Here is a 16,265-nt window from a genome sequence, read left to right as displayed (position 1 = left end):
CATAACATCAATGCAGGACTCTCTCGTTAAGGTTGTTAATGGTCCGTTTCTTGTCGCGTCAAGTGTGCCGTAAAAAACCCATCCGTTCTGTGTGTCACCTGCCATGACTTCTGAAACGCTAGGCGCCAATCCGGGTGCATTGTCTGAAACGCGTTCACAATTGCCTCGTTTTCGTCGACAAGCATAGAACACGTCGCATAAGCCAGCAGCCCGCCTGAATGGGTCAGTTGTGAAATCTGCTCGAGTATTTGTGCTTGAATGACGCAAAGATCCTGCAACTTTGCTTCGGTCAACGCCCATTTTCCAGCCGGTGCCCTGCGCCAAGATCCGCTGCCGGAACATGGCGCGTCCGCCAAGACGACGTCAAATGGGGCTTGCCGCAGGATGTCGTCAGCGGACAGTCGCTCGACTTTGACCCCTGCCCGTTCTGCCCGTGTTGGAATATCCTGCATCCGGGCTTCGTTGATATCATGGACATAAACCTGAACTCCGGGCCGGGCCGCCAATGCCAGCGCTTTTCCGCCGCCGCCCGCGCAATAGTCCAGTACGCGCATCCCGGGTTCAAGGTCGATTGATGCGGCGACTGCCTGACTCGCGGCATCCTGCAATTCGACCATCCCGGACGCAAATGCCCGGCTTTGCGAGATTCTGCGGGCACCCTCGATCACCTCAAGCGCTGTGTCGCAGGCCGGGTGCGGTCTGGTCAGGATGTCGTCGGACTCAAGCACTCGAACAGCCTCAGTCACATCGGACTTGACCAGATTAACACGCAATTGAACGGGGGCCCGGGACTGCAGGGCGTGGGCGGCAGGAATTGCATCCTCACCCAAAGACGCGCTGAACCTTGGCCAAAGCCATTCCGGGATGTCAAATTCCTCAGCTTTCGAGGAAAAACCCCGGCTTGTCTCGTGTTCGGCAACAGGGGGAGGTGCATGGCGTGCACCGGAAAACAACCCGGCGATATCCTCGCCCTTGGCACGCGCCGACCCGATCATCAGACCCCGACCGGTTTCAGATCCGCCCAGTGCCGAAAACGAGCGCTTGCAGCGCAGGCCGTCAAACACGTGATCCCGAACCCCTGCCCGATCTTTCGAGCCTGCAAACCTGCTGCGCCGGGCCCATCCGGTCAATGCTTTTTCGACCGGTGCGCCATCCAGAATCTCATCCAGTATTTCGATGGCGGCCTGAATGCGGGCGGCAGGGGTCATAAGGCAACTCCGTCGTCAAACGAATGGTCGGAACAGATCATCGCAAAAACCAAAACGGCGCCCGGTAAAGGGCGCCACTTGTTGAACCATCGCAATTACATAACGCGATAATTCGGGCTTTCACGCGTGATCTGGACGTCATGAACGTGGCTTTCCTTCAGCCCCGCGCCAGTAATTTTTACAAAGGTGCAGTTGCGGCGCATTTCTTCAACCGAAGCACATCCGGTATAGCCCATTGCGGCACGCAGCCCGCCCACAAGCTGATGCACAACAGCGCTGGCCGACCCTTTGTAGGGCACCTGCCCCTCAATCCCTTCAGGCACCAGCTTGTCATTGGCGGCATCCTTCTGGAAATAGCGGTCGGCTGAACCACGTGCCATTGCACCAAGGCTGCCCATCCCCCGATAGGATTTGAAAGAGCGTCCCTGATAAAGGATCACCTCGCCGGGGCTTTCGTCGGTACCTGCAATCATCGAACCGACCATGGCGCAGGATGCGCCGGCTGCAATCGCCTTTGCGAAATCGCCGGAAAACTTGATACCGCCATCTGCGATCACCGGAACCTCGCCAGCGGCGGCGGCACAATCCATGATGGCCGTCAACTGCGGCACGCCGACCCCTGCGACCATCCGTGTCGTGCAGATCGACCCCGGACCGATCCCAACCTTGATGGCATCGGCCCCCGCGTCGATCAGTGCCTTGGTTGCCTCACCTGTCGCGACATTTCCCGCGATAATCTGGACTTCATTCGACAGGGCCTTGACGCGCTTTACGGCATCAAGAACGCCCTGTGAATGCCCATGCGCCGTATCTACGACGATGATGTCCGCGCCCGAGTCAATCAGCTCTCCGGAACGCTCGAAACCCGCATCTCCGACCGAGGTTGCGGCTGCAACCCGCAAGCGACCCAGATGATCCTTGCACGCCGTGGGGTTCAGAACAGCCTGCTCGGTGTCTTTCAGTGTCAGAAGGCCCGTCAGCTTGCCACTGCCATCAACAACCAGAAGCTTCTCGATCCGGCGCGCACGCATAAGGCTCTTGGCCTCTTCCAGGTCCGCAGGCTCTTTCAGCATGGCCAGATTGTCCGATGTCATCATCATGTGAATCGGAGTGTCCTCGGACGTAGCAAACCGCATGTCGCGGTTGGTCACGATACCAACAACGCGGCCATCGCCATCGACTACCGGAAATCCGGTGAAATTGTAGCGCTGGACCAACGCCTTGGCGTCCGCAAGCGTCTGATCCGCCCGCAGGGTTACGGGGTTGTACACGATGCCGGATTCAAACCGTTTGACACGCCGAACCTCGCGGGACTGTTCCTCGACCGACAGGTTCTTGTGAATGACGCCAATTCCGCCCGCCTGTGCCATTGCAATGGCCATACGCGCCTCGGTCACGGTGTCCATGGCCGAACTGAGCAATGGGATGTTCATGCTGATGTTGCGCGTCACACGCGTGGTTGTATCTGCCGTCGCAGGAAGGACACTGGATGCCCCCGGAACCAGAAGAACATCGTCAAAGGTGAGTGCCTCACGAATCTGCATTTGCTAACCCCATGCAAAACCCCGTTTGACGGCGACCCTATTGCACGGATTCAGCCCAAGGGAAAGCCCCGCGTGCCAATAGTTTGCCCCGGTTGGCGGGCGCTCTGGTAAAAAACGACGCAAGCTGCGCAAAACGTGCCGCTGAATGCCCTTTCCCTTTGCGCGCAAACTCATATCTTGCCCGGCATACACGCGAATACAAAAAGGCAGCCCTTCCATGACCACCGACCCACTTGTCGTCTTTACCCCATCGGGCAAACGCGGGCATTTCCCCATCGGCACTCCGATCCTGACAGCGGCCCGCCAGTTGGGTGTGGACCTCGATTCGGTCTGCGGCGGGCGTGGCATCTGTTCCAAATGCCAGATCACACCCAGCTATGGTGAGTTTCCCAAGCACGGCGTCACCGTGTCCGACGGCGCGCTAAGCGAATGGAACGCGGTCGAGCAGCGCTATGACGACAAGCGTGGCCTGAAACCCGGTCGCCGTCTGGGGTGCCAGGCATCGGTCCAGGGCGATGTGGTGATTGATGTCCCACCCGAAAGCCAGGTCCACCGTCAGGTTGTTCGCAAGGCAGCCGCCGCCCGCGCCATCACAATGGACCCCGCAACGCGCCTGTATTTCGTGGTGGTCGAGGAACCGGACATGCACTCGCCCACCGGCGATCTGGAGCGGTTGGAACGGGCCCTGCGCGAACAGTGGAAGATTGACGCCGTGACGGCAGACCTGTCGCTGATGTCCAAGCTTCAGCCTGTGCTGCGCAAGGGAAAGTGGGAAGTCACGGTCGCCGTCCACAAGGGCCACAACGATAGCGTCGCGCGTATTGTCGAAATCTGGCCGGGTCTGCACGAGAGCGGCCTTTACGGCCTTGCCATCGACCTGGGTTCGACCACGATCGCTGCGCACCTGACCGATCTGGAAACGGGCGAGGTCAAGGCGTCCTCGGGGCTGATGAACCCTCAGATACGTTTTGGCGAAGACCTGATGAGCCGGGTTTCCTATTCAATGATGAACCCCGGCGGCGATCGGGAGATGACGAAAGCCGTGCGTGAGGCGATCAATGACCTGACTACCTCGATCGCGGACGAGGCCGGGATCGACGCCGCCCTGATTGTGGAAACCGTGTTTGTCTGCAACCCGGTCATGCACCACCTGCTGCTTGGCCTTGATCCGGTCGAACTGGGACAGGCGCCGTTCGCACTGGCCACATCCGAAAGCATGTCCCTGCCCGCCCGCCAGATGGATCTGACCAACATGAACCCGCGCGCGCAGGTCTATATCCTGCCTTGTATCGCAGGCCATGTAGGCGCGGATTGCGCTGCGGTCGCTTTATCGGAAGAACCCGGCAAATCCGAAGATCTGGTCCTGATCGTGGATGTCGGTACAAATGCGGAAATCCTGTTGGGCAACACCAGCCGCGTTCTGGCCTGCTCGTCGCCGACCGGTCCTGCTTTCGAAGGTGCCCAGATCAGTTCCGGCCAGCGCGCTGCCCCCGGCGCCATCGAACGCATTGAAATCGATCCCGCCACCAAGGAGCCGCGCTTTCGGATCATTGGATCGGAAAAATGGTCCGACGAAGACGGTTTCGATCTGGATGTTGCCACAACCGGAATCACCGGCATTTGCGGCTCCGGCATCATCGAGGCCGTAGCCGAGATGCGCATTGCAGGACTGTTGGACGAAGGCGGCCTGATCGGATCGGCCGAACAGACCGGCACGCTGCGCTGCATCCCCGAGGGGCGGACGCATTCGTACCTGATCCACGACGCCAGTGCCGATGGCGGCCCGCGCATTACTGTAACCCAGGGCGATATCCGGGCAATCCAACTGGCGAAATCGGCGCTCTATGCCGGTGCACGCCTTTTGATGGACGAAATGAAGGTCGACAAGGTCGACCGCGTGGTGCTGGCCGGAGCCTTTGGCGCGCATATCTCGACCAAACATGCGATGGTATTGGGAATGATCCCGGATGCGCCGCTGGAAAAGGTTTCCAGCGCAGGTAACGCCGCCGGGACCGGCGCGCGCATTGCATTGTGCAACATCTCATCCCGGTCCGAAATCGAACGTGTTGTGCGCGAAATCACCAAGATCGAAACCGCTATCGAGCCGAAATTCCAGGATCACTTCGTCGCCGCCAACGCGATCCCACACAAATCAGATCCGTTCCCGGAGCTGGCGCAAGTTGTCACCCTGCCATCGCCATCGTTCAACACAGGTGGCGGAGATGACGAAAAATCTGGCCGGCGCCGCCGCCGGAGGTCATAATCCGGCCATTGACAGGGGGCCGTCATGACTACAGCAAATGAGGAGCAAGCTGAGTATTGGGGAAAATCGGTTCTTGGGGCCAAATGGTTGATCCACGAGGACCAGCTTGACCATCTTCTTGCGCCAGTACTTGGTCTTGTGCTGGAACGAGCAGAGCTGAAGCCGGGAATGCGGGTGTTGGACATCGGTTGCGGAACCGGAGCCAGCACAATCGCTTCAGCGCAAGAAGTCGGTCGGAATGGCCGCGTTCTGGCTGCCGATTTCTCACAACCCTTTGCACATCGCACGCGCGAACGTTCCTTGGATTTGGGGCTGACGCAGGTTGAAGTAGAATGCGCGGACGCCCAGACTTTTGGTTTTTCCGAAGAGACGCAGGACGCCGTGATTTCCCGTTTTGGCGTGATGTTCTTCGAGGACCCGGTCGCCGCCTTCGCGAATATGGCAAGTGCGCTGAAACCCGGCGGGCAGATGACGTTTGCAGCATGGGGACCATTGTCGGACAACCCCTGGTTCAAGCTGCCCCATATCGCGGCCACAAATCAGCTTGGCCAACCCCCAAAAGTAGATCGCTATGCGCCCGGCCCCTTGGCCTTCCACGATATCGAACATGTGACAGATATGATGTCGCGCGCCGGACTGTGCGACGTTCGCGGTGAAACCGTATCCCTGTTCCTTCACGGGCCGGACACACTCGAGGAAACTGCGGCACTGTGTATGCGCGTCGGCCCAGCCTCGCGGGTCATTTCTCATTTTGGCGCCTCAGACGAAGATATCGAGGCGATCCGGACCGCAGTCGCCGAAGCTTTCGCGACGTACGCCACAGATGATGGCATCCGCATCCCTGCTGCCATCAACCTGTTCCAGGCCCGCCGGACCACTTGAAGGCTCGAGGATCGAAACCGGGGCAACGCGTAGCATATTGCTTGTGAACTTAGTGCCCTGACTGACCACGCAAACGGGCGATACCAGCGGGCCTGTCGTTTCACAATAACCGGAACATTTCTACTGTGAACGCTCAGACATATATCTGCCAAGTTACGACATCTAGGACACTGACGCGGTGTCCACTCAGCCCCGAGAACGATCCGGCGCAGTGAACATGGCGACCTACCGGACGCGTATTGTGCCGCGGCGAACAAAACCGATGGCCCCGTGTTCACGGTTCCCAATGGTCGCAGACAGGCAAGCAGGATAAGGCTGGCATTTTTCAACTGTCCTCCGAGCTCCGAACCGTCCGTCAAAGCAGTTTGCGACGCATCCCGGCTGCTTACTTGTCTTTGACCAGCATTTTTAATAACCTCTTCTCGTGTATTGTTAGATAATTAGAGACTGTGCAAAACGTCTTTTTTTTGCTCTTGTTTCAATAATGTAGAGCATAGCGCAATGACCGTTTTGGGGGTTGCTTATGTCTAAGGTTAGCGACACGAGTACGCTACCTGAAGTTGCTGGTGATGGCGGTGATGACGCGTCACAAATTCATGATTTTCTGCAGTCAGAAGAATGGCAGCAGAAGATTGAAAACGCGCGGAAACAGCGGAAGAAAAAACTTGCGGAACTTGATGGGAACCGCAATGAAAATTCGGGCCGCAAACCTGATCAATCGGGAAAGGATCACTCAACCAAAAGGGTGAATGACTCCGGACCACAGCACTTGTGGGACAGGCTGGAAGAAGCGCGTAGGCGAAGGCAGGCGGTGCTTGCGCGTCCCTCGGCTGAAGCCGAAAAGCATGCGCCAAGTGAGTCGGACGTCGGTGGTGGTGAGCAAGTCGGCTATGGTGCTGGAAGAGCAACTGCCGCGCCTCCTGAAGTCCTGCAAAAGAAAACAGGCTCAGCGGCATCCGGTCAAAAAAGACATCAACAGCTTGCGCCCAGTATTGCGTCTTTGAATGGCGCAAATTCAGAAAGAAACAGTGGCTTTGAACGTTTGTTTCCGGTTGGGGATGTTCCCGCCAAAGACGACGAAACGAGTGTCGAACATGAGAGTCGTGTTCGCTCGCCCTCAAGTGCAGGCCAGCCGGTCGAAGATGCCGCTGAAAACATTCGCAGAAAGCTTAGTTTCCGCTGGCCCAAACAACAACCTCCGGACAGAGGCCGATTAACTTCAATAGCCATTGGGTGTGGAATTGGTGTCGTATTTTCATTTTCGACAATGTTTGTATTGGCCCGGTGGGAATCAAATAATGGAGAAAAACCATTCGCTTCCAGTAAATTGGATGTGGACACTTCCAGGACCAGTACACTGCCGGAAAAGAGTTCTACGCAATCAACCAGTTCGCAAATAAAGGGGCCAGAATTCCCGCCACGTCTGACGGTTTGGTCGTTGACACAACCGGATGCGTCGCCGAATTCGACTTCCATCGGAAATATTTTGGCAACGACAGAGAACTCAAGCATAGTCGCGTCTGCTTTACTCCCCATGAAGGAGATGTCGCCTGATCCCAAGCTGTTCGAACCAATGCTACCGCCGGTCGCTCCTTCGCTTCGTCCGGATCTGCTGACCCTTGAGACGCCAAAGCGGCCAATCGGGACTCCCGCCACACAGAATCCACAAGGCTCCGTCCTGAATTCAGCTTGGTCACACGATCAATTAGCGCAAGCGTCTTTGCATTTCAGAGCGTCAATCGTTTTGCCTGATGTTCCTGCGATCTTCGACAGTTTGAAAGCTGTTATCGCAAATGCGACTGATCCAGGCTCAAGCGCTCCCGAGATTTCAGTCGAGCTGGTCTCATTGGTCTATGCCGAAGACCAACCTTCAACGCTGAAACAAGCTGTAGCGTTTCGGTCTGCGCCAAGCGAAACGGAATTTGCCCTGAACAGCCTTGATAATCTACCGAAATTGAATCTCGTCATTCCAGGCAAGGTAAGTCCGCCGGACGCGCCTGATTCAAATGATCGAACAGGAATTGATCTAAGAGAGCTTTCAAAAGCCCCCATACCAAGAACAGAAGAAGTGTCGCCAAAATCAGTGGTCAGATTGCAAGAAAATTTGGAACCACCTTTAACTTCGTCTGAGACGACAGATGGCGCAACAAAGCCTCGCGAGGACACTGAATCAGCGGAAGTGATTGCCAGCAGCAGCGGCGCAGAATTTAAGCTGTTTATACCAAACAGCCTTGGCGCACGGACAGTGAACTCAGTGGTCAATAACCTCGTAGCGGCAGGTCATGAGTTAAGTGGAACAGCGCGCGTTGGCTTTGGCGTTAAACAATCCAACGTCAGGTTCTATCACAAGGAAGATGCCGCTCAGGCAACGGCGCTTGCAGAAGATGCCGGTGCTTTGTTGCGCGATTTCACGGGCTCTAAGTCCAAGACGCAAAACGGCGTCGTGGAATTATGGTTGGCCGGCAATAGTGCTACGAAATCCAAAGTGAAAAAGGTTCGTCTCAGCGCTTCTGCTTCGGATCAAGTCGATCAGCTGAAAAGGCAGGTTTTAAGCAAACTAAAAACGGCGACAAACCAATGAATACCGGCCAGTTTCTGGTGTAAGAGGCAAAAACGATGTAGGTTAACAATCGGAGATCGGGGTTTAAGATGCCTAACTCTAAACTTGTTGCGATAGTAACTGCCCTATTGTTCTTACTACCGTCTCAGCATGTGCGTGCCGAAATTACATTGGAGCAATTGCTGACGATAGATCAGTTTTTGTCCGAGAATAACATCCAGGCTTTGTGGGATTATCTTCAAAAGAACCCGGACTTGTTATTGGGTGATGACGAATTATCACTTGAGTTGCGCAGTTTTTTTGACACCGTTTCACGGGGCCAGGTGGATTACGGTTTTGCTGGCAATGCCACAAACAGTGCAGAGGTTTCACAGGTTGGCAGCGCTGCGCTTGCCACTTCTTCCCAGCACTGAAATCATGACGCAATTTCAAAGCATTCGATATCCTAATAAAGTGAAGATCGCGTATGTTATTGAGCCCCGCTTTTTAGGTGGCACTTCCATGGCAGTCGCTGCCGAACTGCGCGTGGCCACCGAGTTCGCTGATCTGGTGGTGCATGCGAGGACCTCCAAGATGTTTGGCAGCAGTCAGCATGTCGCGCCGGTGCTGCAGCGAGTGTTGGACGAGCTTCGTATTCCAATGGTTTGGGACGCCCCCCGGATATGCGCTGATTTTGTTATCTTGCACAATCCGTCTTTCCTGAAGTTTCAAAACTCTTTGAGCGCAGAGATTTATGCGCAGGAAATAGTCGTTGTAACCCACGAAAACTTCTTGCGTCCGGGCGGCGAAGAAGGCTTCGACGTTTCAAACTGCCTGGATCAGATAGACTTGTCGACCCTCGCACTTAGGAAAACGCTAGCGCCAATTTCGTCGTATAACCGTGAGACTGTTACAGGCTGGTTGTCCAAATTTCGCAGGGCCCGCCATTGGAATGTCCTGGAAGATGACTGGTTCAACATCTTTTTCAGTGACAAGGACGAACCATGTGAAAAGCCAAAGGACCGACGCGGTCGACACTCGCGGCCTGGCTTCGAAAAGTTTCCATCTGTCGCCGATCTTGATTTGTGTTTTCCCAAACACGCGAAGTCCAATGTCATTCTTGGTGCCAACGCGTTGATGGACACGAACATCGTTCGTCCGCATTGGACTTTGTTTCCATTTGACGCGATCAGTCTGGAAGATTTTTTTGAGATGATAGATTTTTTTGTCTACTTTACAGCGCCGACTTGGAGAGAGAGTTTCGGGCGCGTAATTGCGGAGGCTATCGCAGCCGGCAAGGTCGTCTTGACGGATCCGGAAACCGCAAAGACATTCGGAAATGCCGTAATCCCCTGTAGCCCCGGGGATGTGGACCGGATCATTTCTGACCTGATTTCGTCCCCCAACCGGTATCATGAGAAAGTTGCCGAGGCACAGCCGCTGCTTGAGCGCTACTCGGGCCAAAAATTCAAAGAGCGATTGGGCGCCATTCTGACCGCGGACAGAGAGGCGCTGACATGATTTTTGTTGAGGCGGGTACACTTTCAGTTCGGTCTTTTGACGCACAGTTGATATTTGCTCTGAAACTCAGAAAGCGTGGTTTCGATGTTTGCATCGATGCAACCTATTTTCCTGAGGATGCAGGGCGCGGAAGACACTACGAGGCTGCAACACTTCTCGCTGATACGGAGGAACTCGAAGCGGAAGCCGTGTTTATCCTCGGCGCGGAAGAAGTAGATGACCGGCTGCTTGCCTCATTGCGACAAAAGCAACTTGGGACGGATGTTCCGGTAATCGCAACTGGCCGGTTCAGTACTCAGCAAAGCTACATTAGTGCAAAAGCCCGTCTCGCGTTTGCACTGGGGCGCGAAGCAACGGTCATTGATCTATCGGACCTTCAGCCGCGTTCTATTTCACCTTCAGCTGTCAGCCCCCTGGTAACTGAAACCCGACCGATCACCCGGCCAATTGGTGAATTGGCGAATGTAACCGTCGTGTTGGGTTCCTTGGAGTTGGACGACTCTGAAACGTTGTCCTGTCTGTCCCGGATGAGCAATCAGGGCAGCTATGGCTTTAAGCTGGTTGTGAGCGGTGCGCAGAATGAGTTCCTAAAGGCGTCAAAATTCAACGATCTCCCCAGAGTTCTTTATACTGATCTTTCGCCTCTAACCCTCGCAAATTCAACGGATATCCTCGCGATGTTTGGGAATGGCATCGCAGGCGATCGGATGGCCGAGCTTGCGCTTGAAGTGATTGCAGCCGGTGGCGTCGTGATCGACTGCACCGAAGACGAGGTTTTGACATCGTCCGGAGCGCCGGCGTTACTTGGACCCAAGACGCTTTTTGCTTTGGACGGATACCTGATAGGGAAAATTATCGGGAATACACCACACATCGCTGACCAAACACGAAAGTCTCCGTGGCTGCGGACAGTAGACATATCCCGGCTCGAGACCGCCGCAGGGCTTAGCGCCAAACCGCGACCACCCAAGCGGACGTCGCCGAGAACCTTGTTCTTACCCACTAACGGAGTTGGGTTAGGACATGCGCAGCGGTGCACTGTGATCGCCAAGGCTTTGCCAAAACACATGTCCCCGGTGTTCGCGGCCTTCCCAAGTTGTGTTCCTATGGTTCGACGCGAGGGGATCGACTGTATACCGCTGGTCGCCCGATCAGACGTAAACGACGGTTCCAACGCGAATGACATCCTGACTTACCGGCGTTTGAACGCCGCATTACAAGAAGGCGACCGGTTCGTTTTTGACGGTGGCTATGTGTTCGATTCCGTCAATCGCGTAATCCGGGAACACAGATTATCCGCAGTCTGGATCCGCCGTGGCCTTTGGCCCAAGGGTCGGTCCCGACATATCATGCTTCGTCGTGAGGGCATATTCGACCGGGTCATCGTGCCGTCAGAGGCTTTTGAGGAGCTTAACGACGCTTACAGTTACGGTGAACATGTTCACAACATAGGGCCAATTTTTCGGCAGGTAGTGCAGTCGCCCGAGGACTCCGAAAACTTACGTGCGCGCCTGGCCGAGCGGTTTGGTCACGACTTTAAGCTGCTGATTGTCAGCATGTTAGGCGGAGGAGTTGCCTCTGACAGGTCCGCCCAACTGCAAGCAATCTCAGGAATGCTTGAGTGCCGCGCAGACTGCCTTCACCTGGTCGTAACCTGGCCCGGTAGCGCGGTTCAGGCAGCCGCGTTTGGTTGGAAAAATTCAAAGGTGGTTCATACTTTAGAGGCTACAAAGCTATGTCTATCCGCCGACTTGGTAATATCTGCCGCCGGGTACAATTCGGTCCACGAGATCCTCTACCACAAGATTCCCGCAATACTTATCCCACAGTCTGCGCCTTATTTGGACGACCAGGAACGACGCGCAAGAGCACTATCTGACCGCAATCTTTGCGCAACCATTACGGAAGCGGAATTCATGAAGCTGGAACGAACGGTACAGGTTTGTCTGGATGACGGGGGCGCGGAAGACTTTCGTACAACACTGCAACAAATAGAGCTGCCTGAATCCGGTGTGTCCGCAGCTGCTGAAATCATAGCGACGAGCTGAAAAAATGGCTGAAAACAACTGGTACAAGATAGTCAACACCTTCACGCCGGAACAACCGGCTAATTTGGATGACGTTATCCTCCGAGATCGAGCTACGCGGCAATTTGGAAAAGTTCTGTTCCCCGATATGGACTTACTTCCGTCAACCGCACTTTGGGAACGCGAAGTTGAGGACCACACATATATTGGCGTCAGGATCGTTGAGCCTTCGAAGTCTCCATATACTGTTGCAAGATTACTCGCCGCCGCAGCAATCGAAAGAAATGTGGTTCCGATTATTCTGAGCCGAGTTGATTATTGCGGGCTCGAACAGTTTGGTTTTCGAATTGAACGCATCCCTGACGAGGAAACAGCGGCACGGTCAGCTGAAGCAGAGGTCGGGAAATTCTGGAACTTTGCTATTGTTATCGACGGTCACGACGTTGCCAGATTGAGTTAGGCAGTGTTGAAAACATGCCGATGTTCCTGATCTGAACATCTGGTGCAGAAATTCAAAGGGCTTCCGAGACTACCTCCAAAACAGGATCGTCAGGCTGGTTCAAAGCGCCAAAGATTGGTGTCACTGTGCCTATTTGACGACCAGGTTTATTGCGGCACTCGATCAATCGGGCCAAAAGAGGTAGCTGATTGAAGACCACAGGTCAGCGGCGCAGACACGGTCAAATTGAAGAACCAGAGAATCTGATCGAAGATAACGCTGCATAATCTGCGTTTATCAAAACTCAAAATTTGCGCAGTGAAGGCGCACTTTATTAAAATTTTATAGACGCTTATAGTATTTTCTTGGAGCGGGTAACGGGAATCGAACCCGTAACAAGAGCTTGGGAAGCTCGTGTGATACCTTTTCACCATACCCGCCTCTTTGGCTGGCATAGCATCGTCGCCGGATCGGGATCAAGCAGGATCGTTACTCGGTGCGGGCACGCAGGCTTTCAATCAGCGATTGATCTACGTCTAATGCCTTGCCCGCCGCGTCCAGTGTTTGCCGGTCAAGGTGTTGCGGGTTCAGATCAACATCTTCTGCAAACGCCTTAACAATGACGTTCATAGCATTGATTCTTGCGTATTTCTTGTTGTTCGCGGGGATCACATGCCACGGCGCTTTCAGCGTCGAGGTTTTGGCCAACATTTCATTCACGGCGACCTCGGTTATCTCCCATTTCTCACGATTACGGAAATCTTCGTAGGTCAGTTTCCAGCGTTTCAGCGGGTTTGTCAGCCGTTGGGTGAAACGTTGCATCTGCTCATCCTCTGAAATGTGAAAGAACAGCTTCACAATCCGGGTCCCGTCATCCACCAACATGCGTTCGAAATCGTTGATCTCCTGATATGCTTCGCGCCAGCGTTTTTCAGGTGTAAGCTCCTCGATCCGTTCGACCAGGACCCTGCCATACCAGCTTCGATCAAATGCGGAAATTGCGCCCGAAGGTGGCAGACGTTCCCAAAACCGAAGCAGGTAGTGCCGGTTGAGATAGTAGTTTCGGGGCGCTCCGATCGGCCAGACCTTGAAACTGCGCGGGTCCAGCGCCTGACTGATCCGACGAATGGTTCCGCCCTTCCCTGCGGCGTCCCAGCCTTCGAACACAATCACGCCTTTCAGGTCGTGGAACAAAAAAGCCTGCTGTATCTTTGCAAGCTGCGCCTGAAGCCCCTCAAGCCGCTCGAAATACTCCTTTTTGGTCAGTCTCTTGCTGAGGTCCGCATCGGACAGTTTTGGTGGAATATGTTTGGTCATGAAATCACCTGATCGCAGCGTTCCGATCACGATATTCTGCGGCAGCATGGAAAAACAGCATTGATCAATATCAAAAAGAAAAGGCCGGGTGGAGAACCCGGCCTTTTGAAAAAAGTCGCAAACGGTTCAGGCGCGGCGACGACGGCCACCACCGCGACGGCCACCTGCAGCACCGGCTGCACCGGCTTCTTCCGGGTCTTTGTTGAACCGGATCCACTCTCCGCCATGCGCGTCATTGTTGGTCAGCAGGTTGGCAGCACGAATGGCCTCCATTTCCTTACCAGCGCGTGGCTTGGTCGAGCCCAGACCGAACATCTGAACAAAGGCCTCATCATCCATGCCCTCAGGCAGGATGATTCCAGCCGCCGTGACCTGCTCTTTCTTCTCTGCGATCTTCTTCTGCGTCACCGGCAGCGCGACCGGGTTCATGATCGCCGAAGTCATGCCAGCGCCCATCGCCATCGGCAGGAACGCGTTGTTGATGCCGTGGCGGTTCGGCAGACCGAACGAGATATTCGACGCACCGCAAGTGGTGTTCACGCCCAGTTCCTCGCGCAGGCGACGGACCAGAGCGAACACCTGCTGACCAGCAGTTGCCATCGCGCCGATGGGCATGACCAGCGGGTCGACGACGATGTCATGCGCAGGGATGCCGAAATCGGCGGCGCGCTCAACAATCTTCTTGGCCACTTCGAAACGGACATCGGGGTCTTCCGAGATGCCGGTGTCATCATTCGAGATCGCAACAACCGGAACGTTGTATTTCTTGACCAGCGGCAGAACCAGTTCCAGACGCTCTTCTTCGCCAGTGACCGAGTTCAGCAGCGGGCGGCCCTGAGCTGCCTCAAGACCGGCTTCCAAGGCTCCGGGAACCGACGAGTCGATGCACAGCGGCACTTCGACCAGACCCTGCACCAGTTCGACGATCTTGCGCATCAGCGGCGGCTCGGTCTCGTTCGGGTTGGGGTTCGAGTTGTAGACAACGCCTGCATTGATATCCAGAACGGTCGCGCCTGCAGCAACCTGAGCGATGGCGTCCTTCTCAACGGTCGAGAAGTCCCCCGCTTCCAGTTCAGCGGCCAGTTTCTTGCGGCCGGTCGGGTTGATCCGCTCACCGATCACACAAAACGGTTCATCAAAGCCCAGAACGGCGGTTTTTGTTTTTGATTCTACGACTGTACGGGTCATGTCCGTTCCTTAGGAGTTTACAGGCTGTGCCGAAGCGCCGCCGTTGTCGATTGCCCAGTTGGCGTTGGTCTTGATACCACCAAGCGGGAAGAAATGTACGTTGGTGATGTTGAAGTCAGGGTTGGCGGCCTTGTGGTTGGCCAGCTCGGTCACAACATCGGTCGGCTCATAGGGCAGCAGAAGCTTGGAGACATCCATGGCACGCTTCTGCAGAACCTTCAGAGACGGGCCGACACCACAGGCAATCGCGAATTTGATCAGCGTCTGCAACTTGGCTGGTCCAGCGATACCAATGTGGATCGGCAGATCAATGCCCGCCGCTTTCAGACCGTCGGCCCATGCGATGATCGGCTTGGCGTCAAAGGCGAATTGGGTTGCCAGCGCCATCTCCGCGTCGGTGGTTTCACTGAACTTCTGTTTCCAGCGCAGCGCGTCGTCGACATTCTTGGTCGAACCGTCCGGGTCGATGTCCTTGTTTCCCTCGGGGTGGCCGGCAACGTGCAGACGTTTGAAGCCTGCCTTGTCGAACAGGCCAGTTTCCAGCAGCTGCATCGAGCTGTCAAAATCGCCGTGCGGCTTGGCAACACCACCGGCCAGCATCAGCGCCTGATCGACCCCTGCTTCGCCCTGGTACATCGAAATCCAGTTCTCAAGCGTCGCGGCATCCTTGATGATGCGCGCCGGGAAGTGCGGCATGACCGGATAGCCTTCGGCGGCAATGCGCTTGGCGGTTTGGACCATGTCTTCGATCGGTGTGCCCTCGATATGGGCGATGTAGACGCGGGTGCCTTCGGGCAGCAACGCGCGGAAATCCTCGACCTTCTCGGCGGTGCGGGGCATCACCTCGATCGAATAACCTTGCAGAAAGGCTTCGACGGTCGGATTCACCGGGGCCTTCTCGGCCACATCACGTTTCTTGAAATTCAGCAAAGCCATTGAGGCCTCCCTTTGTAAAAACCGGGCCTATGCCCAACCGTCGTTGGCGATCAGGGCCTTGATGCGGTCCTGATCGTATTCCGTTTCAAGGCGCACGGCCTCGGCTTCGGCGATTTCTGCCGGATCACCCTCGACCTCGAACGGGTCGGCCTTGCGCCATTCGGCCAGGTAGGCATCACTGTCCTTGGCATTTACCTTCATCGCAGCCCGGTCAATGGCTTGCTCGAACCGCTCCTCCAACTGCCGCTTGGCGCCACGCCGGCCTTTGCCAACGATGACCTGAGCGGGGATGTCGCGCCAAAAAACGATTGTGACGTCAGGCATCGCCTTTGATTCCTCCTTACCAGATGGACCGGTTCTAAACTTCAATATGGGCTCGGGTCGGTCGGTTTTCGACACAC

Annotated in this window: 13 protein-coding genes and 1 tRNA gene; 7 read left to right on the top strand and 7 right to left on the bottom strand. The window is 55.5% G+C overall.

The genetic code is table 11. The features are described 5' to 3' along the window. Window positions 1–35: 35 nt before the first annotated feature. Window positions 36–1,208 (bottom strand): RsmB/NOP family class I SAM-dependent RNA methyltransferase, encoded by a 1,173-nt coding sequence (locus tag ACR0MI_RS02575; protein WP_170614985.1) that lies wholly within the window; start codon window positions 1,206–1,208, stop codon window positions 36–38. A 95-nt stretch (window positions 1,209–1,303) separates the two neighbouring features. Beyond that, window positions 1,304–2,752 carry an IMP dehydrogenase gene (gene guaB / locus ACR0MI_RS02570; protein WP_170614984.1) on the bottom strand — a complete coding sequence of 483 codons (1,449 nt, stop codon included), beginning with the start codon at window positions 2,750–2,752 and terminating at the stop codon, window positions 1,304–1,306. A 217-nt stretch (window positions 2,753–2,969) separates the two neighbouring features. Here guaB and ACR0MI_RS02565 point away from each other — a divergent pair, with 217 nt between their 5' ends. The 7 genes from ACR0MI_RS02565 to ACR0MI_RS02535 all read left to right on the top strand — a co-directional run bounded on the left by ACR0MI_RS02565 (window position 2,970) and on the right by ACR0MI_RS02535 (window position 12,444). Next, window positions 2,970–5,015 carry an ASKHA domain-containing protein gene (locus tag ACR0MI_RS02565; RefSeq protein WP_170614983.1) on the top strand — a complete coding sequence of 682 codons (2,046 nt, stop codon included), beginning with the start codon at window positions 2,970–2,972 and terminating at the stop codon, window positions 5,013–5,015. A gap of 24 nt (window positions 5,016–5,039) precedes the next feature. Beyond that, complete coding sequence (locus ACR0MI_RS02560; protein ID WP_170614982.1) at window positions 5,040–5,897, top strand: class I SAM-dependent methyltransferase; 858 nt, start codon at window positions 5,040–5,042, stop codon at window positions 5,895–5,897. Window positions 5,898–6,420: 523 nt separating this feature from the next. Next, window positions 6,421–8,478: a hypothetical protein gene (locus ACR0MI_RS02555; protein WP_480853546.1), complete on the top strand. Its 2,058-nt coding sequence runs from the start codon at window positions 6,421–6,423 to the stop codon at window positions 8,476–8,478. A 68-nt stretch (window positions 8,479–8,546) separates the two neighbouring features. Beyond that, window positions 8,547–8,870, top strand: a complete 324-nt coding sequence (locus tag ACR0MI_RS02550) for a hypothetical protein (protein ID WP_170614980.1) — start codon at window positions 8,547–8,549, stop codon at window positions 8,868–8,870. Continuing rightward, window positions 8,833–9,957 carry a glycosyltransferase family protein gene (locus ACR0MI_RS02545; protein WP_170815623.1) on the top strand — a complete coding sequence of 375 codons (1,125 nt, stop codon included), beginning with the start codon at window positions 8,833–8,835 and terminating at the stop codon, window positions 9,955–9,957. Before ACR0MI_RS02550 ends, ACR0MI_RS02545 begins: the two co-directional genes overlap by 38 nt. Next, complete coding sequence (locus ACR0MI_RS02540; protein ID WP_170614978.1) at window positions 9,954–12,005, top strand: glycosyltransferase; 2,052 nt, start codon at window positions 9,954–9,956, stop codon at window positions 12,003–12,005. The genes ACR0MI_RS02545 and ACR0MI_RS02540 overlap by 4 nt, the downstream gene beginning before the upstream one ends. A 4-nt stretch (window positions 12,006–12,009) precedes the next feature. Next, window positions 12,010–12,444 (top strand): hypothetical protein, encoded by a 435-nt coding sequence (locus ACR0MI_RS02535; RefSeq protein ID WP_170614977.1) that lies wholly within the window; start codon window positions 12,010–12,012, stop codon window positions 12,442–12,444. A 345-nt stretch (window positions 12,445–12,789) separates the two neighbouring features. On the opposite strand, the gene ACR0MI_RS02530 is transcribed toward ACR0MI_RS02535, so the two are convergent. From ACR0MI_RS02530 to ACR0MI_RS02510, 5 genes are all read right to left on the bottom strand, one after another. Then, window positions 12,790–12,863, bottom strand: a tRNA-Gly gene (locus ACR0MI_RS02530). Window positions 12,864–12,912: 49 nt separating this feature from the next. Then, window positions 12,913–13,788, bottom strand: coding sequence for a polyphosphate kinase 2 family protein (locus ACR0MI_RS02525; protein WP_480440311.1), 876 nt, complete (start codon window positions 13,786–13,788; stop codon window positions 12,913–12,915). Between the two features lie 78 nt (window positions 13,789–13,866). Beyond that, window positions 13,867–14,928, bottom strand: a complete 1,062-nt coding sequence (locus tag ACR0MI_RS02520; RefSeq protein WP_170614975.1) for a methyltetrahydrofolate cobalamin methyltransferase — start codon at window positions 14,926–14,928, stop codon at window positions 13,867–13,869. A 9-nt stretch (window positions 14,929–14,937) separates the two neighbouring features. Beyond that, a complete protein-coding gene (locus ACR0MI_RS02515) occupies window positions 14,938–15,864 on the bottom strand; it encodes a methylenetetrahydrofolate reductase (protein ID WP_170614974.1) in 927 nt (308 codons plus the stop codon). A gap of 27 nt (window positions 15,865–15,891) precedes the next feature. After that, window positions 15,892–16,188, bottom strand: coding sequence for a virulence factor (locus ACR0MI_RS02510; RefSeq protein ID WP_170614973.1), 297 nt, complete (start codon window positions 16,186–16,188; stop codon window positions 15,892–15,894). Window positions 16,189–16,265 lie beyond the last annotated feature (77 nt).

Source organism: Ruegeria sp. D4, assembly GCF_056534475.1.
The sequence above is the reverse complement of the archived record's forward strand: the minus strand, read 5'-3'. Positions and strand labels throughout refer to the sequence as shown.

What these genes read in the sequence shown, in the direction of transcription:
- ACR0MI_RS02575 (WP_170614985.1), bottom strand. Translation starts at nt 1,208, where the DNA reads ATGACCCCTGCCGCCCGCATTCAGGCCGCCATCGAAATACTGGATGAG.
- guaB (WP_170614984.1), bottom strand. Translation starts at nt 2,752, where the DNA reads ATGCAGATTCGTGAGGCACTCACCTTTGACGATGTTCTTCTGGTTCCG.
- ACR0MI_RS02565 (WP_170614983.1), top strand. Translation starts at nt 2,970, where the DNA reads ATGACCACCGACCCACTTGTCGTCTTTACCCCATCGGGCAAACGCGGG.
- ACR0MI_RS02560 (WP_170614982.1), top strand. Translation starts at nt 5,040, where the DNA reads ATGACTACAGCAAATGAGGAGCAAGCTGAGTATTGGGGAAAATCGGTT.
- ACR0MI_RS02555 (WP_480853546.1), top strand. Translation starts at nt 6,421, where the DNA reads ATGTCTAAGGTTAGCGACACGAGTACGCTACCTGAAGTTGCTGGTGAT.
- ACR0MI_RS02550 (WP_170614980.1), top strand. Translation starts at nt 8,547, where the DNA reads ATGCCTAACTCTAAACTTGTTGCGATAGTAACTGCCCTATTGTTCTTA.
- ACR0MI_RS02540 (WP_170614978.1), top strand. Translation starts at nt 9,954, where the DNA reads ATGATTTTTGTTGAGGCGGGTACACTTTCAGTTCGGTCTTTTGACGCA.
- ACR0MI_RS02535 (WP_170614977.1), top strand. Translation starts at nt 12,010, where the DNA reads ATGGCTGAAAACAACTGGTACAAGATAGTCAACACCTTCACGCCGGAA.
- ACR0MI_RS02525 (WP_480440311.1), bottom strand. Translation starts at nt 13,788, where the DNA reads ATGCTGCCGCAGAATATCGTGATCGGAACGCTGCGATCAGGTGATTTC.
- ACR0MI_RS02520 (WP_170614975.1), bottom strand. Translation starts at nt 14,928, where the DNA reads ATGACCCGTACAGTCGTAGAATCAAAAACAAAAACCGCCGTTCTGGGC.
- ACR0MI_RS02515 (WP_170614974.1), bottom strand. Translation starts at nt 15,864, where the DNA reads ATGGCTTTGCTGAATTTCAAGAAACGTGATGTGGCCGAGAAGGCCCCG.
- ACR0MI_RS02510 (WP_170614973.1), bottom strand. Translation starts at nt 16,188, where the DNA reads ATGCCTGACGTCACAATCGTTTTTTGGCGCGACATCCCCGCTCAGGTC.